We start from the raw sequence: 24,775 nt of genomic DNA on the forward strand, positions 1-24,775 counted from the left end.
GACTATCCGACAAAATGGTAATGACCCCATGGAGAGTGCTGGAAAATTCGTTCTCCATCGTTTAAAAAACGTTGGCGATTCGCCATCACTTTGCCTTCCATTTGGATCAGCTGCATGACGCCCTTCATGTGGTAGCCTGGGCGCTGACTATACAAGCCCGTTACCTCCCGCAAGAAATTATCCGGATAGCGAAGCAATTGATGAACAGCCCAAATCTGGGTATCAGATAAATAGTTGACGTTACTATAGGCTTCCATCGCTTCCACAAAGGAATCCATGCGGTACTCTTGCATCAATAGCATCCGCGACATCAATTGTACCAGGTCAACAAGCTGAAGATCATGACCTACTGTATCAAGGTCAATCAAATAGCAATTGCCTCGCTCCGTAAGCAAAAAGTTATGACTCGCCACGTCTCTGTGCGCGAGTGTCCCCTTCTCCATGGCTAAAAACATTTCTGGCGTCAAAGGCAACTTGTAGGCAGATTGCAGCAGCTCCTTGCCATCTCGAAGAACGTGATCTGCCTGGTGCGAAATGAGCTGCTCCAGTTTTGTCTGGGGTCCTTTCTGTTCAATCGACCACATCAACCGCTCAAAGTATTCCAAGCGGCTCTCCCATTTATCTAAAAGAGCCGGTTTTCCTTCATACGCATACGAATGAGCAATAGGAAAATCCTGAGCTGCAACATGAAAACGGGCCAATGTTTCTGCTGTTTTTTTGACATCGAAAAGAGAAGCGTTATCTGCTTCATGCCCATCAATCATTTTCATGATGGTGTAATGACGGTCTTCATATGCAAAAATTTTGGACCCTTCCTGATTCGCCACATACTGCACGGTATGATGAAAGCCCTTCTCATGCAGTGCATCCGCTAACTCTGTCACCCACACAGCTTTTTCGACCTGCTTATATCCTTTGAGTATCCAGTGGCCCCGGTCTGTTTTTAACAGGTTGACGTTTCGCTTCGGCTTCACCCCGTAGATTTGACAGCGAAAAGTCTTTTCAATGGTGGATAAGATTCCTTTGTTCATCCCATACCCTCTCAGTAAGAAGAGGAATCTTCATGCCCATCTCCCCAGTTCGGCCAAACCCCTTGTTCAGGCATGGAAGCCATACACGGGGAAGGTGGGAACATCATGTTATTGTGAATCTCCTGTGGAGAACGATTGTACTTGCCTTTTCGTCCTCTGTACTCCGGGACTTCAGAAGAACACTCACATGATGATGACTCCACTGGTTCCGGGCACACTGGCTTCTTCGCTCGTGGCCGCTTTAATGGCATGGGTGGAAATGGTGGTGGGCATGGATAAGGAAACGGCATCGGTCTAATCGGTCGCGGGACGATTGGAAATGGATTGATTGGTCGAATTTGTTCTGGACTCACAATCGGTCGTCGATTTGGATAAAACGGGCCAATCCACGGATTCCCGAACGGTGGGCAAGGCGGAAATGGCGGAAATGGTGGGAATGGCGGGAATGGACGCACCTGTGGCATTGGCCTGCGCTCTTGCTCTGGGCTTACCCTCGTCGATGGCTTCATCTTCTGTTGCGGGCTCACTTTTGAAGGTGGCTTGAGCTGCTGTTGTGGGCTCACCTTTGAAGGCGGCTTCTGCGGCCGCAACGGACTCACCCGTGGCGGTGGATAGTTTGGCTGCATCGGTTGCAATGGACTTACTCGTGGTGGGTAGTTTGGCTGCATCGGTTGCAATGGACTTACTCGTGGTGGGTAGTTTGGCTGCATCGGTTGCAATGGACTTACCCGTGGTGGGTAGTTTGGCTGCATCGGTTGCAATGGACTTACCCGTGGCGGCGGATAGTTTGGTTGCATTGGTTGCAATGGACTTACCCGTGGCGGTGGATAATTCGGCTGTGGGCAAGGTGGGCATACATATGCTGGCGGTCGTGTAGGCTGTAATGGCAAGACCTGAGTCGGTGGTCTATATGGAATGTTGGGCACATTTTGATTCGGTGGAATCGCTGGTGGATAAATATACGGACTCACTCTGGTTGGAGGTGGAGTCGGTATGAGTGGACGTATAGGAACAGGCGGAACCGGAGGCAGCACATTTGGCTTCCCTGAAATGTTCGGTGGTTTATACGGTGTTGGCTTCTCAATCGGTTTTTCGATTGGTTTTTCGATCGGCTCCGTTGGTTTTGGAATAGGCTGTGTTGGTGGTGGAGGTGGTAATGTTGGTGGTGCCGTTGGCCTGACTACCTCTGGTGAAACAGAAGGGACTGGTGGTCTTGGCATTTCTTTGGGAGGTCTAGGCATCTCCTTGGGTGGCCTCGTTGGAATGGGAGCCGGCGGTAGAGTAGGTCGTATCTCCTCCCTGGATTCGATTTGTACCTCTCCTGATTCTTCCGGCTCAATGGGCCGCCTTTCGATTTGTTGCGGTACCTCCATCTCTTCCTCTTCCGTAATCGGTCTTTCTTTCACATAAGGGGCCGCCTCACTCATTGGATGGGGGGGCGTCGTTCTTTGCGGTGGTCGGACAGGAACTTGTTTCGCCGGAATCTTGATTCTCGCTCCAGGATAAATAATATCGGGAGTTTTTAATTGACTATTAAGGCGTAACAGTTCTTTGTAATCGACGCCATATCTTTTGGCGATCTTCCACATCGTATCGCCTTTTTGGACGATGTGTATTCTCAATGTTTTTCTCCTCCCTTGCACCAAGCTCCCTAACATCGTATGCAGTCATGGGCGTTTTGCTCCTTGACGCCACTCCTTTGTTGGGAGGGAGCAGAAAAAGAAAAAACCAATCCCTCTAGGAATTGGTCTGATGCATATAAAATGGATACGTCCCGAGCTGACGAACTTGACAACCAATGGCTTCAATCTCCGCAAACGCTCCTGGCAACAAGACGTCGTCCATCTTCTGTTCAATGTCGATGACAAAGTAATAGCTTCCGAGTGCTTTTTTTGTCGGACGTGATTCGATGCGAGACAAGTTGACCTTTCTCCAAGCAAAAGCAGCCAGTACTTGATACAATGCTCCCGGGAAATCTTCCGGCAGCGTTACCAGTATCGTCGTCTTTTCCTTGCGGGAAACCGGTAGATCAAGACTTTCCTGACCGACAAGAACAAAGCGCGTGTAGTTATTCGAATAATCTTGAATTTGTTCACGCGCAAACTCCAATGGATAAATCTCTACATTCAATCGAGTACCAACAGCAGCCCACGGCTCTTCTGGATGCTCACTCACCATTTTTGCAGCCAATGCCGTACTGTTTACCGTTTCAATCGCTGCTTCTGGCACATTCTCACGCAAAAAGTTATGACTTTGTGCAATCGCTTGAGGATGTGACAGCACTCTCGTAATCGCGGACAAAGGCAATGGGTGCTCTCTTTTTGCCACCAGCAAGTTTTGCGTAATGGGCAGTGCAAGCTCCGCCAAAATAGGCAGATCTACTTCGTGAATGAGCCAATCCAGTGTAGAATTGACTGTTCCTTCAATGGAGTTTTCCATCGGTACGACACCGTATGCCACTTCCTTTTTGGAAACAGCGTTTAGTACTTCAATAATACTTGGGTACGGAACGAAAGATAGCTTTTGTCCGAGTGACAATATCCGCGCTGCTTCTTCGGTAAACGTTCCACGCGGTCCTAGAAAAGCAAGTTTCTTCTCCATGGCTACTCCTATCCACTATGGTCTATCTCTGATGGATTTCTACCTGTACGCCATTTTCGTCCGGTTGCAAGATCATCACGCGGTACGAGATGTCGTGCCCTTTCATCACTCTGTCCACAAATGCACGCAGCTTCTCTAATTCTTCATCCGAAGAGAAAAAGCAGAGGATCGTCGGTCCAGCGCCGCTTAAAGCAGCCCCCAGTGCCCCGTGTTCAGTTGCTTTGTCCAGGATTTCGTTCAAGCCAGGTACAAGCTTTGCTCGATACGGCTGATGCAACCGATCCGACATTGCCCGTCCCATCAGGTCTAGTCTGCCTTGTGCCAGTGCAGCAACTAGCAAACTACTATGACCCACATTATATACAACATCCTCTCTGCTGTACACCTGTGGCAAGACGTTCCGTGCTTTTTCTGTCGAGAGCATAAATTCTGGGATCACGACGAGTGTTTGCAATCCCGCCGGAGCAGAAAACCGCACATATGGAATGGGGTCTCCTGGTACTTCGGGCATCGTCGCAACAATGATACCGCCAAACATCGAAGCACCCGCATTATCTGGATGCCCTTCCAGGCGTGTTGCTTTTTCAAACAACTGCTCACGAGTAAATGGTTCGCCAGCGAGATGGTTGGCTGCTACAAGTGCACCTACAATCGCAGCGGCACTGCTCCCCAATCCTCTCGTCAGAGGAGCGTCACTTGAAGCACGGATCGCAAGCTCAGGAATGGCGAGACCTGCTTCTTGAAACAATCTCGCCGCAACCTTGTACAGAAGATTGTTTTTGTCCGTCGGTGTTCCTTGTAGCTCCTTGCCCATCATCTCTACTGTCGTATGATCACTAATTTCCATTTCTACGACAGAATACAACTGGAAAGCCATTCCCAGCGCATCGAATCCCGGTCCCAGATTCGCTGTCGTTGCCGGTACGGTTACTTTTACATGTCGCCCGTTCATAATACAAATTCTCTCCCACTTTGACGAACCAGCTCCATCACAGCTTCATGTGTCGCCGGAACAGAACGCGGCTCTTCATCTACCAGCTTCAAAGCGATATTTGGATCTTTTAGTCCGTTTCCAGTCAGTACGCACACGATCTGGCTGCCGGGTTGAAGCCTTCCAGCCTCATGCAGCTTGATAATGCCAGCCAGCGATGCTGCCGAGGCAGGCTCACAAAACACACCTTCACTCTTCGCTAGCAAATGATACGCATGCAAAATTTCTTCGTCCGTTACACTATCGATGAGACCGCTTGATTTCGAAATGGCATTCAAAGCACCATCCTTGCTCGCCGGGTTTCCAATGCGAATAGCAGTCGCAATCGTTTCAGGGTTGGCTACTGGTTTGCCATGAACCAATGGAGCTGCTCCCGCTGCCTGGAATCCGTACATCTTAGGTAAACGACTCGATTTTTTGACTGCGAAATATTCCTCGAAACCCTTCCAGTATGCTGTAATGTTACCTGCGTTGCCAACTGGGATGGCCAAAATGTCAGGTGCGTCCGTCAGCGCATCGCACACTTCAAATGCCGCAGTCTTTTGTCCTTCGATCCGGTAAGGGTTCACGGAATTCACCAGTGTAATCGGCTCTTTCGCTGTGATTTCGCGAACGATATCCAACGCTTTATCAAAATTACCGTCAATCGCGATGACTTCTGCACCATAGGCGATAGCCTGTGCCAGCTTACCCAACGCGATATTGCCGTTCGGGATCAGGACGATGCAACGCAATCCTGAGCGTGCCGCATACGCCGCAGCTGCTGCTGATGTATTCCCCGTCGAAGCGCACATGATTGTGTTGCTTCCCTCTTCTACCGCTTTGGCTACAGCCATGACCATACCTCTATCTTTGAAAGAGCCGGTCGGATTGAGCCCCTCGTACTTGACGTACAGCTCCACTCCCAATTGTTTGGAGAGGTTCGGGGCGTGGATCAGGGGGGTGTTTCCTTCATGCAAGCTAACCAGCGGAGTTTTTTCTGTGATCGGGAGAAATTCCCGGTAACGTGCCAGGATGCCAGACTGTCGATCAGAAGCCATTATTTGTCTCCCCCTTCTACACGGTAGCAGCTCTGCACAGTTGATACGATATCCATCTGCTCCATGTAAGCCAGTACCGCATCCATATCACTTTTTGAGGACAGGTGTGTAATCATGATAATCTCCGCTTCACGTCCGTTGTTAAACGGTTGCTGGATGACCTGCTCAAGGGAAATATTTTTGTCTGCCAACATCTGCGTTATTTGAGCAAGTACACCGCGTTTATCGGCAACTACGATACGCAGGAAGTATTTCGAGAATTTTTCGCTGTCTTCTTTCAATACTTTTTCTTTGTATGGAGCAACCATTCCGCGTCCATTCACTCCTAGCTTTCTGTTTTTGACGACAGTGACCAGGTCAGACACAACGGCGGTAGCAGTCGGCAACTCACCTGCGCCCGGCCCGTAAAACATGGTCTCCCCTACTGCTTCCCCATGTACGTACACGGCATTAAAGACGCCATTTACGGAAGCGAGTGGATGGGATTTTGGAACCAGAGTTGGCTGCACACTTACCTCAATCGCCTCTTCGTCACGACGAGCAAGTCCGAGCAGCTTGATTTCATAGCCCAGTTGTTTGCCATAGGCGATATCTTCCTTGCTCACGGAACTGATCCCTTTTACGTCTACATCTTCTAGCTTCATCGGTACACGGAAGCCCAACGTTGCCAGAATCGCCATTTTGCGGGCGGCATCAAAGCCTTCTACATCAGAGGTAGGGTCTTGCTCCGCATAGCCCAGTGCTTGGGCTTCTTTCAATACCTCGCTATATTCTGCGCCCTCTTGACTCATTTTGGTCATGATGTAATTGGTCGTCCCGTTGACAATCCCCATCATTTTCGCGATACGGTCTGAGGAGAACCCTTCTACTAACGCGCGCAAAATCGGTATTCCACCTGCCACGCTTGCCTCGTAGAAAACATCACAGCCCTTTTCTTGCGCCTTCTCTAAAATTTCGGCCCCGTGCAACGCCATCAGATCTTTGTTGGCTGTTACTACGTGCTTGCCTCGTTCAAGTGCACCCAAAATGTATTCCTTTGCAGGGTGAATTCCACCAATTACTTCTACGATGACTTCAATTTCTGGATCATCCAAAAGACTAGCAGGGTCAGTGGTCAGCGCTGTCTCCATGGATGAAATATTGCGAGATTTTTCCGCATCCTTAACAAGAATACGGGAAATCTCAATACTGAGGCCGGTTTGCTTTTGCAAATCCTCCTGATGCGCTTGAATAATACGTACTACACCAGTCCCGACTGTACCAAAACCCATTAATCCCAATTTAATGCTCTGCTTCTCCATGTCTCTCTCCCCTGCCTTTTCTTTGATTGTTTTTTAGCTTAGCCTCTACCGACGATCATCGCTTTGCGAACGCCCGGGATCAGCTGCAAGCTATCCAAAAACTCCGTGCTAGATACGCGAAGATTAGCCATATCGACTGACATGGATATAGTAGCAATCCCTTGAAGTGGTATCGTCTGATTGATGGTCAATACGTTTCCACCTTGATCTGCTACATATGTGAGCACTTTGGACAAGTAACCTGACATGTGATCCAAAGAGAAAGTAAACGTCATAATTTTTTCGCTCATCATCGCATTGAACGGAAAAACGCCATCTTTGTACTTATAAAAAGCACTGCGGCTAAGTCCCACCCGTTCAACCGCATCATTCACGGTATCCACTTCGCCGGATTCCAGCATCTTCTTGGCTTCAATCGTTTTGGCAATCGATTCTGGCAGGATGTCAGATCGAATCAAGTAGAATTTTTCTTCCTTTTTCATGCGTTGTGTCCTCCTGAGAAAAACAGTTGTTTCTTCATAGAGGACATTATAACGGAAAGCATGTAATGTGACAATCCTTATCTGTCACTTTTTTCACCGGATCATATTTGGTTTACTTTGATTACATGAGGGGGAGCTTCTTCGCGCACAATAATGCGTATCGTATGGAGGAGGTGAAAGGCAAATGGCCGGACGTGGAAAGTCTGATAAATCGGAGCGCCGTAACAATCACCCAGCGGGTAAGCCAAGCAGTCTCGAACAGTTTGGCAATGACATGCGGGGTAAAAAGATGGCACAATCCCCAAACGTGATTGAAGATCCGAGCGGAAACGGATAAACAAGCACAAAAAACCCGGGACCTCATGATCCCGGGTTTTCCTGATTCGATTAGTATGCCAAAGAGGACAGACCGTTAATATGAGTCAAGTAGCGAACGTTACTCGCTTCTTTCATCAAGGTTGCTGGCAAGCCTTTCAGCTTCAATTGGCTTGCACCGATTGTTCCGATCGCGTCTTTACGGCCCAGGCTACCCAATGTACCGGAAAATACCGGTTTGAAGGTATCCATTTTGGTGCCGTTGAAGTGTGCGAAGAGATTGTGTCCCACTACTTCACCCATTTGCCATGCCAGTTGCGCAGTTGGAGGGAATGGACGACCTTCTGGCCCCATTACGACCGCACTGTCACCTGCGAGGAATACATCAGGGTGAGAAGTGGATTGCAGGAATTCTGTAACAGTTGCGCGCCCGCGGTTAACTTCCACGCCGCACTCAGCTACTACGCGATTTCCTTGTACACCACCTGTCCATACCATTGTTTTGGTTTCAATGGTAGCGCCATCTTTTAAGCAAACTGTGGTTTCTTTCATTTCCGTTACAGGTACGCCTGTCAGGAACTGAACGCCGCGTTTTTCCAAGCTCGTTTTCGCACGCTCAACCAGGTCAGGAGCAAAACCAGCCAAAATGGAAGGACCTGCTTCTACGCAGTAGATGGATACGTCTGCAAAGTCTACGCCGTGTTTGTGGCACAGATTTGGCAACATATCAGCGAATTCCCCAACCAGCTCGATACCTGTCAGACCGCCACCACCTACTACGAAGGTAACATCTGCTTTATTTTTGCTCGTCTTGTATTCAATCACCCGCTCTTCGAGGTGTGCACGCAGACGATTTGCTTCTTCTACAGACTTCAGTGTGAAGCTGTACTCTTGCAGACCTGGGATTCCGAAGAATGCGGTTTCACTACCCAGCGCAATTACCAAAGCATCGTATTTGATGGACTCGCCGCTCGCCAATGTTACGCGTTGGGAATCGAGACCAATATTTTCTACCGCGTCTACTACAAGGTTAATCTCTTTGCCACGCAGCAATCTTTCCAGAGGGAGCGCCACGTTTTGTTCAGACAGGTTTCCTACTGCCAAGCGGTGCAGTTCCGTAATAATTTGGTGAGTAGGAAAACGGTTTACCACCGTGATCGACGCTTCTTCAGCCGTCATGTATTTACGAGCAGTCAATGCGCTGAGCAAACCACCATAACCGCCGCCTAGAATCAGAATATGCTTCGCCATGCCCAATCCTCCGTCCATGTCTTACAATCAATAATAAAAAATACTAGCGTTTTTGTTGTTGACGTTCTGCTGATACTTCCAGGAATGCTTGTGCGAAACGCAATGTTTTTTGTACTTGCGGATCCTTGAGCATTTTGAGAATACCGAACAAACCGATAGTAGACTCTTCTACATGAACACGGTCATTGGCTTCAATGGCTGCTTGCGCAATACCTTTCGCTTTGTCAGAGATCGGTTTTACGAACTCTTCCATTCCGCCTTTGATGTCGTCGATCAACACATGATCATTTGCTACTGTTTGTACCAAATCATATGTTTTGGTCAAAAGAGTTGTCAGTTCTGCCAATTTAGGCAGGTTCGCCACCAATACGTTCAGTGACTCTTGAATTTCTGGTTTCATCAACTGATCGAGTACATCTTGTTGCTGTGCTGGTGCCAGAGTTGCAGTGCTTGCTACTTCAGCAGCAGCTTGAGCTTGTTGCGTAGTTGTTTGAGACATAAAAAAAACGTCCTCCTTTGCTTTGGAATAGAGGCCTTTCATTCTCGATGCCTGTTCATACGAGTAACGGCCGCTATTCTCCCTGAAAATCCGGTAAAAAATTGTTTGTAACATTTTTCACAAAGTAAAGCAGACAACGGATTCGAATAATCAAAAGTGAATGATTTCACGTGTATTTATTCAGGAAAGCGTACACAACAAATCATGACGTGAACAGGCTCGATTTAGAACTCTATGTACTCTACTATATACCTTCTTCACAGGAACATCAAAGGAAAAAAACCGCTTCCTTAGGAAGAAGCGGTAGGTGAGAGCTTTTTATAGTAATCCTTGATGAGTTCATGGTGCTTTTCATTGATATCCGTAAAGATTAATTCAATCATCGATTGCTTGTCTTGGAACGTTTTTTCCACGATTTTCGCCATCATGACGATCTCCTGCGCTTGCTTTGGTATTTTGAAAGACAAGTGGAGAAAATCGCCCTTCGACACATAACCGTCTGTACCCAATACAAGACGAGTAGGAGAGAATTTCAGCAACACTGCCTCGCCTTTTTCTTCGATCGGTCTCGCTCCCATCACCTTGTAAGGGACAGAAATACCGAGATCTGGGGAGATGGGATCCTGCTTGCGCTTTTGTGTAATTTCTACCCCTACACTAATCGGAATCATCCCTAAAAGCTTGATCGGCCAAAGCGTTTGCTCCGAAACTACTTCCAAATCGATTGTATTCACTGCCGCATCCGTCTCCCAACGAATGCGTACAGTTGATCCGAGAAGCTCTGCTTTCGTTTCAGGCTTCATCTCATAGGAAACTACGAGATAACTGCCCTTTGCATGTTCAACCAAAACTTGGACAGGTGTCGTCACCTGCTTGGAGATGATTAGCGGTAGCGTCGCACCGCGTTGGAGTCGTTTATCCCCCATAAATGGGTTCAGTGATGGGATATCAATCATGGTTTTTGTCACTCCACAAAGTCAAACTCTAATTTGCCGATCCGAACGGTATCCCCGTCTTTTGCTCCTTGCTTACGCAGGGCCTCATCTACACCCATGCTGCGCATTTGTCTTGCAAAACGTTGGGCTGCATCATAACTGGTGAGGTTGGTCATGCGTACGAGCTTCTCGATTTTTTCGCCGCTAACAACAAATACTTCGTTATCACGCGTAATCTCGAATTCGTCTGGTTCTTTTTCTGCACGGAAGACGACACGCTCTTCCACTTCCACAACTTCTTCGACAGTAGGCTTGTCCGGAATGGTCGCCAACATATCCCCGATTACATACATCAATTCCTGTACGCCTTTGCGGGTTGCAGCAGAGATCTCGTACACCTTCACATCTGGAGCCTTTTCCTTGAAAATACGCAGGTTTTCCACTGCTTCTGGCAGTTCCATTTTGTTCGCGACTACAATTTGCGGACGATCTTCGAGCTTCAGGTTATACATAGTCAGCTCTCGGTTGATCTGCAAATAATCCTCGTATGGATCGCGTCCATCTACCGCTGCCATGTCAATCACATGGACGATCAAGCGCGTACGCTCTACGTGACGCAGGAATTGGTGACCAAGACCCACACCTTCATGTGCGCCTTCAATCAATCCTGGCAAGTCAGCCATTACGAAGCTCTGCTCGCCCAAGTCCACAACACCCAGATTCGGTGTCAGCGTCGTAAAGTGGTACTCCGCAATTTTTGGCTTCGCCGCTGTTACACTGGACAGCAACGTGGATTTTCCAACACTCGGATAACCAACCAAGCCCACATCTGCAATCAGCTTGAGTTCCATGACAATGTAACGCTCTTGACCTGGCTCCCCGTTCTCCGAGATGTGTGGGGCTGGATTTGAAGAGTTGGCAAAACGAATATTGCCTCGTCCACCACGTCCACCTTTTGCGATCACAGCACGTTGGCCATGCTCTACGAGATCGACAATCACTTCTTTGGTATCATCATCAATGACAGTTGTTCCCGGTGGCACGCGCACGACCATATCTTCCGCGCCTGCTCCGTGCTGAGATTTGTTGCGGCCATGCTCTCCGCGAGGTGCTTTGAAATGTCGTTGATAGCGGAAATCTACCAGTGTACGCAGACCTTCATCCACGACAAACACGACATCTCCACCTAGACCGCCATCTCCACCTGCTGGACCACCCAGCGGTACGTACTTCTCCCGGCGAAAGGAGACAGCTCCGTTACCACCGTCCCCGCCTTTTACATATACTTTTACCTGATCGACAAACATGGTGTCACCTCTTTCATTCCGCGAATGGGACCACCAATTTCAGGACCCATTCTTCTTCCGTATGTATCCACTCGGTGACCTCCACCGTACTCTGTTCGCTTTTACGTATCAGCTTTTCCAATTCTTCCATTCCGGATGCACGAAGCACTCCGGCCAGGTCAAAACGAAAATGAACGCCACGCTCATCCATCTGCAAGCTTACCTGCATGCTGGCTGGTTCGTACCCGCTTTGGTCTACTTGATCGTTCACTGTGCATAATATCTCTGACACCAACTGAAACAAGTCTTGCTCGTCCAAAACTATTCGCGTGAGATCCACATGATTGCACACGTCTACTTCTAAAAGCAATTCATTGTTCAGTGCGTTAAATGTCAAGAAGAAGACGGACAACAAGGAGCTATTCAAACGGGCAACCATCGATTCCTGCATCGCCATCTGAGCGATGCGCTTCAAGTGTGCCTCTCCTTGTTCAGTACGGTTCAAATGCAAATAGCCGAGCAGAACCTGAACGTGGTTCAACCAGTCATGCCGCTGCCTGTTCAGAACGGTCAGCAACTGGTCTGTCTGATGCGTAAACAGCCTCCGCTCGTCCCCCATCACATTCACCCAAGTCGATAAGAATATCTTTCCCCTCTATTGTACCATAAAAAAGAACCAGACAAAAAGAAAACCCAGCTACATGGCTGGGTTTTTCTTAACAAATATTTACGCTTCGGAAGCAACTGGCTCGATCACAACTTGTTTGCGATCACGGCCCAGACGCTTGAAACGAACAACACCATCTGCAGTTGCAAACAGAGTGTCGTCTCCGCCTTTCATTACGTTCGCACCTGGGTAAATCTTTGTTCCGCGTTGACGAACGAGAATGTTACCAGCAGTAACGAATTGCCCGTCGCCACGTTTCACACCCAGACGCTTGGAAATGGAATCGCGACCGTTCTTTGTGGAACCTACCCCTTTTTTCGATGCGAAAAACTGAAGGTCCAAATTAAACAGCATGTTCATATCAGACACCTCCCTGCCATTTATCATCACTAACTTTTACGTATTTACCGTAATTCGCCTCAACTGACAAAAGAGAAATAACCATGCTCTCTGCCAAAAGCTGTTGTTTCTCGAGTGTAGCCCCATCATCCGAAGAGGAAAGACTCCACTTCAAGAAACCACCACCTTCTTGTGCGACATCGACTTCAGGAGTGATGCCGGTCAAAGGTTGAATGGCGTTTAATATACCAAAGCTGATGCCTGATACAGCAGAACAAACGATGTCTGCCCCATAGGCACCCGCATTGGCATGTCCGGAAATACTAATTTCATGGATACCGTGCTGCGCACGGCTCACGATCACTTCAATCATAACAAGTCACCAATTAAGCGTTGATCTTTTCGATCACAACTTTAGTGAATGGTTGACGGTGACCTTGTTTGCGACGGTAGTTTTTCTTGGCTTTGTATTTGTACACGATAATTTTTTTCGCTTTACCGTGTTTTTCTACTTTACCAGTTACCGTAACACCAGCTACTGTAGGAGCTCCTGCAGTAACTTTGCCGTCTTTGCTTACGAGAAGAACCTTGTCAAAAGTAACTACTTCACCTTCAACGTCAGCCAATTTCTCGATGAAGAGAACTGCTCCCTCTTCAACCTTGTATTGCTTTCCACCGGTTTCAATAATTGCGTACACTGTGTGCACCTCCTATACTCAGACTCGCCTTTACAGGTGCGTCGACGAGCGACGGCTTATGTACCTGATTCGTGCGGTTACAGTATGCACGAGGCATATCTGTATGACAACCATTAGGTTATCATAGCTACAATAGCCCAGTCAAGTTATTTCGATCGTAAACGCTCCGCCTCTGCCCGATTTCCAACGTATCCAATTCGAAACTCTTCTGGGTTCAAAGAAGGGACAAGCCGCTTATAGACATGGACAGGCCATGTAATTGCTTCCGCTTTTTCCCACTCCTCTATCATGTCCAACAATCTTGGCGGCATGTCCACGAGAACAGCCTCCGCATCTTGGCTCTTTGCCAATGCGGTGACTTCGGCGTACAAGCGCCGGAACAGCTCGTCTACTCGCCAAACTCTCCCTCGGCCCTTGCATGCCTCACACGGCTCCGTCAGCCGCTCCGTCAGGCTCGCACGCACTCTTTTTCGCGTCATCTCGACTAATCCAAGCGACGTCATCCCGAGAACAGTCGAAGGCACAGGGTCCTTTGCCAGCTCTTGTTTCAATCGCGAGATCACTCGCTCCTTATTGCTCTGCTCTTTCATGTCGATGAAATCAATGATCACGATGCCACCGATGTCTCGCAACCGCAGCTGCCGGGCAATTTCAGTTACCGCCTCCAGATTGGTCGCCGTCACTGCCTGCTCCCGCTGTTGCCCTCCCCCACCTGTGAATGAACCGGTATTTACATCAATGACTGTCATCGCTTCTGTCCTGTCGATGACCAAGGACCCTCCACTCTTTAGCGGCACTTGTCGATCACGAGCACGAATCAGCTCCGCCTCGACACCCAAGAAGTCAAAGATCGGCTGTTTGCCCTGATACCAGCGCAGCTTCTCTTGTACTTCCGGAGCAAAAGCTGCCAACGCCGCTTTTACCTGCTGATGAGTCGCTGCACCTTCTACCAACAGCTCATCCATGCCGTTTGCCAAGCCATCTCGGACCGCCATCTCAATCAACTCTGCATCCTGAAAAATCCGCCCGGTCGAGCGTAGTCCCTCCGCTGTTCGCAGCATGTCCTGCCAGCGATTGCGCAAATAGACCAGTTCGCTAATGAGTGTCTGCTCTTCTGCTTCCGCCGCTTCCGTGCGTAGAATACAGCCTTCTCCTTGCGCTACTGTCGAAGAGATCACCTGTTGCAGTCGTTTTCGTTTGGTATCATCGGTTATTTTACGAGAAAGCGATATGCTTTCTTCAGTCGGAAGGTACACCAGGTAACGCCCCTGCAAGCTGATCCGCATCGTGATTTTTGGTGCCTTCATTTCCAACGCTTCTTTACTCACTTGAACCAATACCTTTTGTCCTACGTGAACGCGTTCCGTAATACTTGGTTTCGCTGCTCCCCCCGACTCCACACCAACCGTGTCAACTACATACAAATAAGCATTTTGGCCTGTACCAATATCAACAAAGGCGGATTGGATACCAGGCTTCACATCCGCGATCCGTCCTTGATAAATGTCACCAACGCTCGCGTCTGCTCCCACATCCTGTGTACGCCATTCCTGCAATTTCCCGTTTTCCATGAATGCGATGCGGATGCTGCCACCTTGTGCACTGATCGCTACTTGTTTCACTGCCTTCACTCCTTATTCCCCGTGCAAACATTGCCCAAAAGAAGGATAACCGGGCTCATAGGAAGTAATCTAACATAGCTGCCAAGTCAAGGTAAAGGAGAGAATCCATGATTCATGCTGGTGATTTAAAAATAAGAGCCTTATCCTCCAATGATGCCGCTTACTTAGTCAAATGGCTTTCTGACGAGCGCGTTTTGGCTTATTATGAAGGTCGCGATCGTCCACATGACGAGAAGCTCGTGCAGCAAAGCTTTTTTCCGGAAGACGACGGTGAAACACGCTGCCTGATCTTGTACGCAGACGAACCGATTGGTTATGCGCAATTTTATCCACTCGATACCCCGGAAAAACAACTGTACGGGTATGCAAAAGACGACGTTGTCTACGGCATGGACCAGTTCATCGGAGAGCCTGTTTACTGGAATCGCGGTATTGGCACTCAGCTCGTTACAGCCATCCTCCACTATCTCCACACGGAAAAACAAGCACAAAAAGTAGCGATTGACCCACAAGCCTGGAATGAACGAGCCCTGCGTTGCTATGAAAAATGTGGCTTTCGAAAAGTAAAAGAGCTTCCTCTGCACGAATGGCACGAAGGAAGCATGCGTGATTGCTGGCTGATGGAATGGATCGCTCCTGCAGATTAAGGACTAAAGACTAAAGGAGCCTGCCCACTGCGGCGTCGTGCTTTTGCTCGAACAGAAGGGCATACAACAGCTGTTCCTCTGCCAAGAGACCCGCGCCTTGCACGTAGAAAAGATGGGAGCATCCCCGCCGCAGCTTGTGTGAGACAGCCAGTACTGTTTCCTCAGGATGCACGCGTATGGCTTGAACGGCAGCCTCTTCTTGCTGCCGTTCGTATTTTTCCACAAGAAAGCGAAAAAATTGATAAGGAAACCGCAAAAATGCCTGAATGTTCAACGTCAATAAATAAATCCCGATCACTGCTAAGTTGTACTTCAACTCCAAGCTGGACATCCCCACCATGATCCCCGCAAACAGCGTACTCCCCGTCATCGATATCATCGTCGCCTGCCTATACGACATAAACCAGCATAGAACAGCCAACAAGATTCTCCCGCCATCCAATGGCCAGATTGGCAACAAGTTGAACAGCGCAATCGTCAAATTGCTTATCAAGAAAAAGCGGGCCCACTCTTCCGTCCATATCCCCATAAACCAAAACAAGTACGAAGCAGCCATCATCACCATATTTAAGAAGGGCCCAGCGAGTGCCACGACAATCTCATCCATTGGGTCCGTGGCGTACGAGGCTTCCATCGTCGCTACTCCACCAAAAGGCAGAAGCTGCACTTCTTTTACGGTCCATCCGAGCTCACGCGCCATCGCTACATGCCCCAATTCATGGATCAGCACGATGACAAACAAGGTAATGACCTCCAAAAAATGGCCTGTCACCACGGACAAGCCGATCACCGCCCAAAATAGCAGGTGAATACGAAACCGAATGTCGAGCCAGCCTCCCCTATTCAAACGGTATCACTTCCAAGGGATTAACAAATTGCTCATTCACTTTCGCCCCTATATATAGATGACGTGATGTCTGGTCCATTACCCGTGCGGTTCCAATGACTTGACCAGGTTTCATGACCTCGTCTTTCGTCACCCCTATACTATCGAGATTGCCCAACCATATCTCCCGCCCTTTGGTTAGACGAACAATCACTGTGGTCCCATAATCAGGCTTTTCTCCGACAAACGCGACCCAGCCGGCTTCTCCGATCGTGATTTGATCGTTCATTCCCGTATTCAGGATCACATTTGCACTCTCTTGATCATAGGATTTTACGACTTTCCAGCTACTCGGGAGCTTCCACACAGCACCTGCGTTCTTTGTTGTACTCGTTGCTGGCACGGCAGGGGGATGGGTAGGTATCGAGGGAAGCATCGTCGGAATTGGACCAAATCTTGCTTCATACCAGTCCGCTACCCCCGAAAAATTAAAGTCCCGTGTCATGACTTCCCTCGCGGAGCTTTTCCAAGAGGCAGGGATCAGTGTAGTTTGAAACAAAACATAAGCAGCACCAATCAATAAGACAGATGCTAAAATTTGCACGCCCCACTTTTCATGGGACGGTGGCTGGTCCATCATATCATTCTCGCGCGGCGAGTAACTGAATGGATTCGGAGTTTCTTCGACGGGATCTTTCCAATCATCGACGTAGGGAGTATAGCTGTCTCGAGACTGTGTTCGGATTCGATCCAATCGTTCCCTCCGTCTTTCTTTTACACGATCTACTCTTTCAAACATGTCCATCCCTCCGCAGGCCAAGCCTTTAGAATCATCCTATGACTTGTCTACCTGCTTTATGACGACCGTTGTCCCTCTCCAACTATCCAGCTTATTGGTTGGAAACACGCAAAAAAGACAGTCTCCCCATTGAGAGACTGTCTTTGAATCTGTCAATTTTACAGTTTAGATACGCTAGCAGCTTGTGGTCCACGGCTACCTTGAACGATTTCGAACTCAACCTTTTGACCTTCGTCAAGAGATTTGAAACCTTCTGACTGGATTGCGCTGTAGTGTACGAATACGTCGTCGCCACCCTCAACTTGGATGAAACCATATCCTTTTTCTGCGTTAAACCATTTTACGATACCTTGTTGCATGAAACAAAACCTCCCTGAACATTACGCCCCACGAGGCGAAAGAGTGTAGCGTTAACCTCTTTTTTACAGATAAGCCTTTTGCGTCAAGGAAAAAAGTCATACGAATTGCGATTGACAATTGGTGACGTCACTCACAATACGTACGACTCCATACCAATCAATCAAACACTATAACTTGTAAAAATGGTTAACTTAGGATGATTTTAGCATAAGTATTTGCATTTGTCACGCATTTCGTGAATGTTCAAAAAGTCATCAATTCAGCACCAATAAAGTGGCGAGAACCTGATGACTTTTTGAATAACTCCTTTAATCAAAACGCAACTTGTCCTTACGCATCCCAATATTGAGCACGACACCAATGATCAAGAAGTTGGTTACAAGCGAGCTCCCTCCGTAGCTAATGAACGGAAGCGGAATACCCGTAATCGGCATCAACTGAATCGTCATCCCGATATTCTCAAAGATCTGGAAGGTAAGCATCCCTACGACACCCGCGACAACGTAGGAGCCGAACGGATCTTTTGCCTCCATCGCGATGCGGATCATTCGGTAAATCAAGACGAAAAACAGAATCATCAGCAAGCCTGCTCCGACAAAGCCCAGCTTTTCGGCAATGACGGTAAAGATAAAATCACTTTCTCCTACCGGCACCCATCCAAAGCTCGCTTGCGTCGGCGTATCAATCCCTTTTCCGAACAATTGCCCTGAGCCGATAGCAATCAACGCTTGCTTGAGCTGGAATCCTCGTCCCATCGGTTCAAGATCCGGGTTCATCCAAAAGACGATCCGATCCCATTGATACGGCTTGATAATCTTGAAAAAAATATCCTGCTTGTATTGATACAACAGTGTCATAGCGGCAAAAAAGCTGCCGACAAGCCCGCCCACATACAATACATGCTTCATCCGTATACCACCAACGATTAGCATAGTGGCAAGCATACCCGTATAGACCATGGCGGTACCCAAATCGGGCTGAATCAAAATCAAAAGCAATGGTACACCAACCAAGGCCATTACCGGAATCAGCTTATAAAAATAGTAAAACCGATCCGGATCCGTTGCCCTCTTGGACAAGAAGCGGGCCACCGTTATGATCGTGAACAGCTTCATCGGTTCAGAAGGCTGAAACAACACAGGACCAAGGTCATACCAGCTCGTCGTATTGTTAATGGGCCTCGTTTGAAATACCCCGATCAAAAGAATCAGACCGAGTGCATATAAGACATAGGCCATGTTGTGGAATAGGCGATAGTCAAATAGCAATGTCACACCTAGCACAATAAAGCCGATAACATACCAAAGGACCTGCTGATGCGCCTTATCTACACCTGCCGCAGAACCGGAAATCCCGAGATAGCTAAAGATACCCAGCCCTGCCAAAATCAAAATGATGGTCCAGTCAATTGTTTTTAAATGACGTTTTTCCAGGTCCATCCGTTTCCTCCTAGAAAACGTGACTCCCCTCTATAGAAAGAAGGGAGCCAAGTATTACCTATTTTAATCCAAAGAATTTACGCATTTTATGGAACACGCCCGCTTTTTCTTCCAATGGTTGTAATGGAACAGCTTCACCCAAAAGGCGACGAGCCACGTTCCGATACGCGATGGAAGCACGCGATTCGTGATTCATCACAGCCGGCTCACCTTGGTTCGCGGATTTAATGATATGATCATCATCCGGCACGACACCAATTAAGTCAATGGCTAACAAATCCAAAATGTCTTCTACATCCAGCATGTCGCCATTTTTCACCATATGGGAGCGAACGCGATTGATAACCAGCTTCGGCATTCCGATTTTTTCTCGCTCTAATAGGCCAATAATCCTATCAGCATCACGCACTGCGGCCTTTTCAGGTGTAGTCACGACGATTGCCTGATCAGCCCCTGCCACTGCATTGCGGAAGCCTTGCTCAATACCCGCAGGGCAATCGATGATGACATAATCATATTCCCGCTTCAGTTGCGTAATGATTTCCTCCATCTGCTCAGGAGTTACTGCTGATTTGTCCTTGGTCTGAGCAGCTGGGAGCAATGCCAGATTGTCAAACCGCTTGTCTTTGATCAGAGCTTGCGGCAGTCGGCATGCGCCTTCTGCAACGTCTACCAGATCATAAATAATTCGGTTCTCAAGTCCCATGACTACATCCAGATTGCGCAAGCCAATATCGGTATCTACCATGACCACTTTTTGTCCCAACAATGCGAGCGCCGTTCCCAAATTGGCGGAAGTGGTCGTCTTACCCACGCCGCCTTTACCGGAAGTTACGACAATTCCAATCCCCACGTCCGTTCCTCCTCTTTCCCTCAACCCTCACGCTTTTTCTCACCCAAATCAGGGCGGATTCGCGACAAGTAGTTCATTTTCGCTACCAGCATGATCTCATTTTCCAGATAGGCAAATTCTGTGCCTCCGGAATTATTCGTCCATTCCTCACCCGGCTTGCTGATCACATCTGCAATCCGCAACTGGGTAGGACTCATGACTGCAGCCGCAATAATTACCTGTGAGTCACCGGAAATACCTGCGTGCGCGTACCCTCTGAGATGACCCAGCACGTAGATGCTTCCTGTACTGCGAACCGTCCCCCCGGGATTGACATCTCCCAATAAGAGCAAATCACCGTCAAACTCCAGTACTTGCCCAGAGCGTACCGTATTTACCTGTATGGAAAAATGGGTTTTCAGGCGTTCAGCCATAGCTTCTTCCCGCGTGATCAAATCAGATTCGATTGTATGGATCACCAGGTTGCCCTTAGTTCGAATAATTTGAGTCAACTGCTCTTGTTGCTCGGGTGAGCAGTATCGTTTTCCCAATTTTATAGATACCCGAATGAGTGGCCCCGACAAAATCTGTTGGTGGCTATGCTCTATTTTTTCACGCATATCGGCCAGCAGTTCGTCGAAGGAACAGGTATCATCCATAAAGAAGACGAGACCCTCTTTAGTCCCTTTGATCGTGACCTTGCTTTTCACAGTCGTCACCGGTTTCACCTCGACCGATACCATTCGCCATACAGAAAGATTTTTCCTGCTCTGCATGAAAAAATTGCCGAATTGGGTCAGATGGTGGCATTTTACAAGAGCTTGACTCCATTATTCTCTTGGGCTTGATTGCCCTGGACAACCATTGCGGTTACTTCGCGGACGGTGGATTTGGCTTCGGAACCCCACCAGTAAGGACACCTGGATTCAGTTCATTGTAAGCTTCGAGCAATCGACGCGAGATCGGACCAGTTGCATCAGAACTGGACGTACCGTCTCTCAAACTGTTCGGCGCAATGACGACGAAAACCAGTTGAGGATTTTCATAAGGCGCAAAGCCGACAACCAGTGCATTTTCCGCCGGCTGCGACGTTTGTGCCGTACCAGACTTGGCTGCAACAGTGAAAGGCAACCCATTAAATCGTTGAACGGTACCACCTGGCTGAGTAACCAACCGCATCCCTTCTCTTACCACCTGTATATGCTTCGGATCGATATCAACCCGGTTGAGCACTTGTGGTTCAATAACCGAGAGCGTTTGTCCTGGTTTCTTCGGATCGGTTGTTCCTTTACGAATTTCTTTTACAAGATGTGGGCGTACCCGATATCCTCCATTCGCAATGGTCGATACGTATTGCCCCAGCTGCATCGGCGTGAACAGATCGTATTGACCAATCATCACGTCCGCCAAGTTTCCGTAGTAAAGGTTCTGGTTTTCCCAACCGGTATGTTCATTCGGCAGATCCACACCTGTTTTCACACCAAGACCAAACTGGGCATTGTAGTAATCATAGACAGAGAACTGCTTCTCCCAGCCTTCTTTCCCTTTTCTTGCTAATCGAATCGCCATTTCGTACATATACGTATTGTTCGACACCTGCAAGGCACGACGAGCGTTAACAGGTCCATGACCACTTGCCTTCCAGTTTCGTTTATACGTGTTACCAACATTCAAGCCGCCTCGGTCATAGATGACTTCGTTCGGTGTAGTCAGACCCTCCTGAAGCGCAATCATGACAGACAGTGGCTTGTAGGTAGAAGCAGGTGGATACGGCGTATAAATGAATCGATTTGATTCGTTCGGCAAAATAAGCGAGGCGTAACTCTCGTTGAATTTCTTGCGGTCGTAATACAGATTCAAATTGTAATCTGGATAACTCGCCATCGCCAATATTTCGCCCGTATTCGGATTCATCACCAATACGTGTGCGTCCTTAAATTCTTTTGGCGTAGTCGGGCGCTTCTTGAACGCTTCAAACTCTTCTTTCAAGATAGCCTCTACCTTGCTTTGATAACGCCAGTCCATAGCCAAAACGAGATCGTTTCCTGGCTCAGGGGCTTGGCGCATCTTCTTCTCTACCGTCTCCGAATTTTTGTTCACGTGCACTTCCATAATCCCGTTTTTACCGCGCAAATAACGTTCATAGGAGCTCTCCAAACCGGTTACACCGACACGGTCGATAGCGTTGTAGCCTTGTGCCTGATATTCTTTCAAGCTCTCAGGACGAATCGCATTGATGTACCCGAGAAAGTGAGTACCAAATGCCGAACCATCCGGATCTTCGTAAATTTGGCGAACAGGCTCCAGCTCCACACTAATTCCCGGCAGTTCGGTGCGTCGTTCTTCGATTTGGAACATTTCCTGCTCCGTGATGTTGACCTTGACACGTCTAGGGATGTAGCTGGCCATCTGCGGTGAACGCATCTCCTGCAGCAAAGAAAGCTTGTGCCATTGAAATTGGCGTTGCTGCTCTGTCAACGGCAGTTTGATATCCATGTCGAACAACGAGGCATAGCGCAGCAAATCCATGTCGGACTTTTCTGCTAAGCCTACGGGGGTTGGTAAAACTCCGATCTGATCCTTCACTTTTTTGGCGAGGTCATTGCGATCTTCCTTGTCCAATTTGAGAGTGAGGGTCATATTGGCGTTTATCGCCATTTTTAACAGTTCGAAATCCGTAGTGTTCGCTTCCGTAATAGCGGGTGTACCCGGCTTGGCAGCATTCAGTTTCTTAATAAGGTCTGCTCTCTCCTTGTCATCAAAAGGAGAACGAACGCGCATCCCGAGATACACAGCAGTTTTTACCAGCTCAAAGTCCGACATCTGATCGACGGTCTCTACTTTCGGAACGGCTTTTAACTTCGCCGCAACCTTTGTCTTGAGATCGTTTGTTTCTTGCGCATTGAAAGCAACAGGCAAAGTTGATCTCAGTTCAATCGTTTTCTTTAACAGTTCCTTATCCGTTCCAATTTTGCCGCCATCGGGAATGAGGATTTTTGCCAGACGATCCGCGACTTTCTCTTCATCAATGTCCTGTCCTTGTTCTTCAACGTATTGAACGGTGTACACTGGCTTATTCGAAACGAGTACCTCGCCATTTTTATCCAAGATACGGCCACGAGGAGCGGAAATCGGCAGTTCACGAATACTGAACTTTTCCAATTCATGCTTGTACTGTTCGCCTTCCACCAGCTGCACAAAGGCCAGCCGTAAAATAATGGCGGCGAAGAACAAAAATACAATCACAAACAATATATTGAGCCGAATAGGTATGTCTGATTTCGGTTCTTTGACTTCTTCCACGAACTCTCCTCTCCTTTGCCCTTACTGCATGTGCATTTCCTTTTTCGCCAGAATCTTGTTGCATACATTCTTGATCGGAAAGTATACCAGTAAGCCAAAAGCGAGATTAAACAGCACACTAGGCAAAATTTGATGTGTCAAAATCCATTGAACATCGAAGGGGGCAGCGGAAAACAAGCGGAACAAGGAATACAAAAGCCACTCATGTCCGAACAAAATCAGGAAGCTGGTAATAAAAACCATCCCGAATCCTCTCTGGAACAAAAGAACGATCATCCCTGCAAAGTAGCTGGCCACCATCATGGACATGGTATAGATTCCAATTAGTTGCCCAAACAGGACATCTTGTAAAAATCCGAACGCGATCCCGTAATACAAGCCCTCGCGCCTGCCGAGATACATCGAAATAAAAACGCAGCAGACAAGCGCAAACCGGGGGACTATCATCCAAGACAGACCCCCAGTGCCAGGTGAAAATACTTGCATCACAGTTCCTTCCAAAACAAACATGACCACGACGCCCAACGTCAATAAAAACCGAGCCATTACTGACCACCCCCGCTAGCAGGTGGAGCCGGAGGCACAGTTGTCTGTGTTTGTGTCTGACCGGCTGGCTGTTGCGGGATCAATTCACCATTGGGAGCGATTGTAAAATCTCGTTCCACAACCATGACTTCATTCAATTGTGAAAAATCAGCGCTTGGCTGGATGTAGGCCGTTTGAGTCAAGCCGTAATCATCTGGTTCTACGCGAACAATATAGCCGATCGGCAAATTAGGAGGTACGACGCCTCCCAAACCTGATGAAATAACTTGCTGATCTTTTTTTATGGCCTGTCCCCAAGGGATTTTACGCATGACGAGCAATCTCTTTTGCGGGTCGTATTCCTCGATGACACCACTAATCTGACGGTATACAGGCTTGCCTTCGACCAGTTCTTGCGTCAAAATACCCGCAGAAATATGGTCCCGTCGTTCATAGCTCGTCAACAATTCAACTGTAGATGAAAAGTTGGCAACACTCTGTACGCGCCCAATCATTCCTTTGGCAGTGATGACCGCCATATCCTTTTTGATGCCACTTTTCAAACCTTGATCGATGGTAACAACGTTGTTCCATGTATCAGGGTTTCTCGCTACGACTTCTGCAAAGTGAAGCCTGTAAGATTTGAGTGAATCTTTTGCCCCCACCATTTCTCGAAGGCGCTCATTATCTGCCTTGAGTGTGTGCAATTCGGCACTGAGACGGGCATATTGATCCAAACTTGCCTTGAGTGCCTTGTTTTCTTCATATACGCCGTACGCTTCTTCAATTTCCTGAAAAAAGCCAGAAACAGCCTGGGCAGGGCGATAGAAAAAGCCCTGCACCACGCTGAAGGTATCTTTGAAGAACATTTCTGGCCAGGTCAGGCTAACCCGTTCACGAGAAGTGAAGCCCACGACGGAGATAAGCAGGACCAAGCCTACAAGTACAATGATAAGCCGCTTATTCCCGAAAAACGACATGCCCTA

27 protein-coding genes and 1 other annotated feature are annotated in these 24,775 nt (G+C 48.1%); of the genes, 2 read left to right on the plus strand and 25 right to left on the minus strand.

What is annotated here, in order from left to right; genetic code table 11:
• Nucleotides 1-2 precede the first annotated feature (2 nt).
• From ACM6JA_RS26130 to ACM6JA_RS26160, 7 genes are all read right to left on the minus strand, one after another.
• Complete coding sequence (locus tag ACM6JA_RS26130) at nt 3-1,031, minus strand: phosphotransferase (RefSeq protein ID WP_414854725.1); 1,029 nt, start codon at nt 1,029-1,031, stop codon at nt 3-5.
• Nucleotides 1,032-1,042: 11 nt separating this feature from the next.
• Nucleotides 1,043-2,653 (minus strand): SafA/ExsA family spore coat assembly protein, encoded by a 1,611-nt coding sequence (gene safA, locus ACM6JA_RS26135; RefSeq protein ID WP_414854726.1) that lies wholly within the window; start codon nt 2,651-2,653, stop codon nt 1,043-1,045.
• A 115-nt stretch (nt 2,654-2,768) separates the two neighbouring features.
• A complete protein-coding gene (pheA, locus tag ACM6JA_RS26140; RefSeq protein ID WP_414854727.1) occupies nt 2,769-3,632 on the minus strand; it encodes a prephenate dehydratase in 864 nt (287 codons plus the stop codon).
• Nucleotides 3,633-3,654: 22 nt separating this feature from the next.
• Nucleotides 3,655-4,584, minus strand: a complete 930-nt coding sequence (gene thrB / locus ACM6JA_RS26145; RefSeq protein WP_414854728.1) for a homoserine kinase — start codon at nt 4,582-4,584, stop codon at nt 3,655-3,657.
• Entirely contained in the window at nt 4,581-5,663 is a 1,083-nt protein-coding gene (thrC, locus tag ACM6JA_RS26150; RefSeq protein ID WP_414854729.1) for a threonine synthase, read from the minus strand. Before thrC ends, thrB begins: the two co-directional genes overlap by 4 nt.
• A complete protein-coding gene (locus ACM6JA_RS26155) occupies nt 5,663-6,964 on the minus strand; it encodes a homoserine dehydrogenase (RefSeq protein WP_414854730.1) in 1,302 nt (433 codons plus the stop codon). Before ACM6JA_RS26155 ends, thrC begins: the two co-directional genes overlap by 1 nt.
• A 38-nt stretch (nt 6,965-7,002) precedes the next feature.
• The gene (locus ACM6JA_RS26160; protein WP_007728638.1) at nt 7,003-7,446 is read right to left on the minus strand and encodes an ACT domain-containing protein; all 444 of its coding nucleotides are present in this window, start codon (nt 7,444-7,446) and stop codon (nt 7,003-7,005) included.
• A gap of 184 nt (nt 7,447-7,630) precedes the next feature.
• Here ACM6JA_RS26160 and ACM6JA_RS26165 point away from each other — a divergent pair, with 184 nt between their 5' ends.
• Nucleotides 7,631-7,783, plus strand: coding sequence for a hypothetical protein (locus tag ACM6JA_RS26165; RefSeq protein WP_007728640.1), 153 nt, complete (start codon nt 7,631-7,633; stop codon nt 7,781-7,783).
• 50 nt (nt 7,784-7,833) lie between these two features.
• Here ACM6JA_RS26165 and ACM6JA_RS26170 read toward each other — a convergent pair whose 3' ends face one another.
• The 9 genes from ACM6JA_RS26170 to ACM6JA_RS26210 all read right to left on the minus strand — a co-directional run bounded on the left by ACM6JA_RS26170 (nt 7,834) and on the right by ACM6JA_RS26210 (nt 15,058).
• A complete protein-coding gene (locus tag ACM6JA_RS26170) occupies nt 7,834-9,012 on the minus strand; it encodes an NAD(P)/FAD-dependent oxidoreductase (protein ID WP_414854731.1) in 1,179 nt (392 codons plus the stop codon).
• Nucleotides 9,013-9,055: 43 nt separating this feature from the next.
• Nucleotides 9,056-9,511, minus strand: coding sequence for a DUF1641 domain-containing protein (locus tag ACM6JA_RS26175; RefSeq protein WP_007728644.1), 456 nt, complete (start codon nt 9,509-9,511; stop codon nt 9,056-9,058).
• A gap of 290 nt (nt 9,512-9,801) precedes the next feature.
• Nucleotides 9,802-10,467 carry a PilZ domain-containing protein gene (locus tag ACM6JA_RS26180; RefSeq protein ID WP_414854732.1) on the minus strand — a complete coding sequence of 222 codons (666 nt, stop codon included), beginning with the start codon at nt 10,465-10,467 and terminating at the stop codon, nt 9,802-9,804.
• An 8-nt stretch (nt 10,468-10,475) separates the two neighbouring features.
• Nucleotides 10,476-11,753: a GTPase ObgE gene (gene obgE / locus ACM6JA_RS26185; RefSeq protein WP_414854733.1), complete on the minus strand. Its 1,278-nt coding sequence runs from the start codon at nt 11,751-11,753 to the stop codon at nt 10,476-10,478.
• A gap of 13 nt (nt 11,754-11,766) precedes the next feature.
• Nucleotides 11,767-12,351, minus strand: a complete 585-nt coding sequence (locus ACM6JA_RS26190) for a Spo0B C-terminal domain-containing protein (protein ID WP_414854734.1) — start codon at nt 12,349-12,351, stop codon at nt 11,767-11,769.
• 108 nt (nt 12,352-12,459) lie between these two features.
• Nucleotides 12,460-12,753: a 50S ribosomal protein L27 gene (gene rpmA / locus ACM6JA_RS26195; protein ID WP_005832382.1), complete on the minus strand. Its 294-nt coding sequence runs from the start codon at nt 12,751-12,753 to the stop codon at nt 12,460-12,462.
• A 7-nt stretch (nt 12,754-12,760) separates the two neighbouring features.
• Nucleotides 12,761-13,111 carry a ribosomal-processing cysteine protease Prp gene (locus tag ACM6JA_RS26200; RefSeq protein WP_414854735.1) on the minus strand — a complete coding sequence of 117 codons (351 nt, stop codon included), beginning with the start codon at nt 13,109-13,111 and terminating at the stop codon, nt 12,761-12,763.
• A 13-nt stretch (nt 13,112-13,124) separates the two neighbouring features.
• Nucleotides 13,125-13,436: a 50S ribosomal protein L21 gene (gene rplU, locus ACM6JA_RS26205; protein WP_007728661.1), complete on the minus strand. Its 312-nt coding sequence runs from the start codon at nt 13,434-13,436 to the stop codon at nt 13,125-13,127.
• Between the two features lie 10 nt (nt 13,437-13,446).
• Nucleotides 13,447-13,525 (minus strand) — a sequence feature (ribosomal protein L21 leader region).
• 57 nt (nt 13,526-13,582) lie between these two features.
• A complete protein-coding gene (locus ACM6JA_RS26210) occupies nt 13,583-15,058 on the minus strand; it encodes an Rne/Rng family ribonuclease (RefSeq protein WP_414854736.1) in 1,476 nt (491 codons plus the stop codon).
• Nucleotides 15,059-15,165: 107 nt separating this feature from the next.
• Here ACM6JA_RS26210 and aac(6')-35 point away from each other — a divergent pair, with 107 nt between their 5' ends.
• Complete coding sequence (aac(6')-35, locus tag ACM6JA_RS26215) at nt 15,166-15,705, plus strand: aminoglycoside 6'-N-acetyltransferase AAC(6')-35 (RefSeq protein ID WP_414854737.1); 540 nt, start codon at nt 15,166-15,168, stop codon at nt 15,703-15,705.
• A gap of 10 nt (nt 15,706-15,715) precedes the next feature.
• On the opposite strand, the gene ACM6JA_RS26220 is transcribed toward aac(6')-35, so the two are convergent.
• The 9 genes from ACM6JA_RS26220 to mreC all read right to left on the minus strand — a co-directional run bounded on the left by ACM6JA_RS26220 (nt 15,716) and on the right by mreC (nt 24,769).
• Nucleotides 15,716-16,552 (minus strand): M50 family metallopeptidase, encoded by an 837-nt coding sequence (locus ACM6JA_RS26220; RefSeq protein WP_414854738.1) that lies wholly within the window; start codon nt 16,550-16,552, stop codon nt 15,716-15,718.
• Nucleotides 16,545-17,330, minus strand: a complete 786-nt coding sequence (locus tag ACM6JA_RS26225; RefSeq protein WP_414854739.1) for a peptidoglycan DD-metalloendopeptidase family protein — start codon at nt 17,328-17,330, stop codon at nt 16,545-16,547. Before ACM6JA_RS26225 ends, ACM6JA_RS26220 begins: the two co-directional genes overlap by 8 nt.
• A 158-nt stretch (nt 17,331-17,488) precedes the next feature.
• Entirely contained in the window at nt 17,489-17,689 is a 201-nt protein-coding gene (locus tag ACM6JA_RS26230; RefSeq protein ID WP_007728674.1) for a cold-shock protein, read from the minus strand.
• A gap of 309 nt (nt 17,690-17,998) precedes the next feature.
• On the minus strand, nt 17,999-19,129 hold the full coding sequence (gene rodA, locus ACM6JA_RS26235) for a rod shape-determining protein RodA (protein ID WP_414854740.1): 1,131 nt from the start codon (nt 19,127-19,129) through the stop codon (nt 17,999-18,001).
• Between the two features lie 58 nt (nt 19,130-19,187).
• Nucleotides 19,188-19,982 carry a septum site-determining protein MinD gene (minD, locus tag ACM6JA_RS26240; RefSeq protein ID WP_414854741.1) on the minus strand — a complete coding sequence of 265 codons (795 nt, stop codon included), beginning with the start codon at nt 19,980-19,982 and terminating at the stop codon, nt 19,188-19,190.
• A gap of 20 nt (nt 19,983-20,002) precedes the next feature.
• On the minus strand, nt 20,003-20,704 hold the full coding sequence (gene minC, locus ACM6JA_RS26245; RefSeq protein WP_017247539.1) for a septum site-determining protein MinC: 702 nt from the start codon (nt 20,702-20,704) through the stop codon (nt 20,003-20,005).
• 127 nt (nt 20,705-20,831) lie between these two features.
• Nucleotides 20,832-23,264: a peptidoglycan D,D-transpeptidase FtsI family protein gene (locus ACM6JA_RS26250; protein ID WP_414854742.1), complete on the minus strand. Its 2,433-nt coding sequence runs from the start codon at nt 23,262-23,264 to the stop codon at nt 20,832-20,834.
• Nucleotides 23,265-23,285: 21 nt separating this feature from the next.
• Entirely contained in the window at nt 23,286-23,810 is a 525-nt protein-coding gene (gene mreD, locus ACM6JA_RS26255; RefSeq protein ID WP_414854743.1) for a rod shape-determining protein MreD, read from the minus strand.
• The gene (mreC, locus tag ACM6JA_RS26260; protein WP_173618936.1) at nt 23,810-24,769 is read right to left on the minus strand and encodes a rod shape-determining protein MreC; all 960 of its coding nucleotides are present in this window, start codon (nt 24,767-24,769) and stop codon (nt 23,810-23,812) included. The genes mreD and mreC overlap by 1 nt, the downstream gene beginning before the upstream one ends.
• Nucleotides 24,770-24,775: the final 6 nt, after the last annotated feature.

Source organism: Brevibacillus sp. IT-7CA2 (assembly GCF_949767855.1).
Classification (GTDB): domain Bacteria; phylum Bacillota; class Bacilli; order Brevibacillales; family Brevibacillaceae; genus Brevibacillus.

What these genes read in the sequence shown, in the direction of transcription:
- ACM6JA_RS26130 (WP_414854725.1), bottom strand. Translation starts at nt 1,031, where the DNA reads ATGAACAAAGGAATCTTATCCACCATTGAAAAGACTTTTCGCTGTCAA.
- pheA (WP_414854727.1), bottom strand. Translation starts at nt 3,632, where the DNA reads ATGGAGAAGAAACTTGCTTTTCTAGGACCGCGTGGAACGTTTACCGAA.
- thrB (WP_414854728.1), bottom strand. Translation starts at nt 4,584, where the DNA reads ATGAACGGGCGACATGTAAAAGTAACCGTACCGGCAACGACAGCGAAT.
- thrC (WP_414854729.1), bottom strand. Translation starts at nt 5,663, where the DNA reads ATGGCTTCTGATCGACAGTCTGGCATCCTGGCACGTTACCGGGAATTT.
- ACM6JA_RS26155 (WP_414854730.1), bottom strand. Translation starts at nt 6,964, where the DNA reads ATGGAGAAGCAGAGCATTAAATTGGGATTAATGGGTTTTGGTACAGTC.
- ACM6JA_RS26160 (WP_007728638.1), bottom strand. Translation starts at nt 7,446, where the DNA reads ATGAAAAAGGAAGAAAAATTCTACTTGATTCGATCTGACATCCTGCCA.
- ACM6JA_RS26165 (WP_007728640.1), top strand. Translation starts at nt 7,631, where the DNA reads ATGGCCGGACGTGGAAAGTCTGATAAATCGGAGCGCCGTAACAATCAC.
- ACM6JA_RS26170 (WP_414854731.1), bottom strand. Translation starts at nt 9,012, where the DNA reads ATGGCGAAGCATATTCTGATTCTAGGCGGCGGTTATGGTGGTTTGCTC.
- ACM6JA_RS26175 (WP_007728644.1), bottom strand. Translation starts at nt 9,511, where the DNA reads ATGTCTCAAACAACTACGCAACAAGCTCAAGCTGCTGCTGAAGTAGCA.
- ACM6JA_RS26180 (WP_414854732.1), bottom strand. Translation starts at nt 10,467, where the DNA reads ATGATTGATATCCCATCACTGAACCCATTTATGGGGGATAAACGACTC.
- obgE (WP_414854733.1), bottom strand. Translation starts at nt 11,753, where the DNA reads ATGTTTGTCGATCAGGTAAAAGTATATGTAAAAGGCGGGGACGGTGGT.
- ACM6JA_RS26190 (WP_414854734.1), bottom strand. Translation starts at nt 12,351, where the DNA reads ATGGGGGACGAGCGGAGGCTGTTTACGCATCAGACAGACCAGTTGCTG.
- rpmA (WP_005832382.1), bottom strand. Translation starts at nt 12,753, where the DNA reads ATGCTGTTTAATTTGGACCTTCAGTTTTTCGCATCGAAAAAAGGGGTA.
- ACM6JA_RS26200 (WP_414854735.1), bottom strand. Translation starts at nt 13,111, where the DNA reads ATGATTGAAGTGATCGTGAGCCGTGCGCAGCACGGTATCCATGAAATT.
- ACM6JA_RS26225 (WP_414854739.1), bottom strand. Translation starts at nt 17,330, where the DNA reads ATGTTTGAAAGAGTAGATCGTGTAAAAGAAAGACGGAGGGAACGATTG.
- ACM6JA_RS26230 (WP_007728674.1), bottom strand. Translation starts at nt 17,689, where the DNA reads ATGCAACAAGGTATCGTAAAATGGTTTAACGCAGAAAAAGGATATGGT.
- rodA (WP_414854740.1), bottom strand. Translation starts at nt 19,129, where the DNA reads ATGGACCTGGAAAAACGTCATTTAAAAACAATTGACTGGACCATCATT.
- minC (WP_017247539.1), bottom strand. Translation starts at nt 20,704, where the DNA reads ATGGTATCGGTCGAGGTGAAACCGGTGACGACTGTGAAAAGCAAGGTC.
- mreD (WP_414854743.1), bottom strand. Translation starts at nt 23,810, where the DNA reads ATGGCTCGGTTTTTATTGACGTTGGGCGTCGTGGTCATGTTTGTTTTG.
- mreC (WP_173618936.1), bottom strand. Translation starts at nt 24,769, where the DNA reads ATGTCGTTTTTCGGGAATAAGCGGCTTATCATTGTACTTGTAGGCTTG.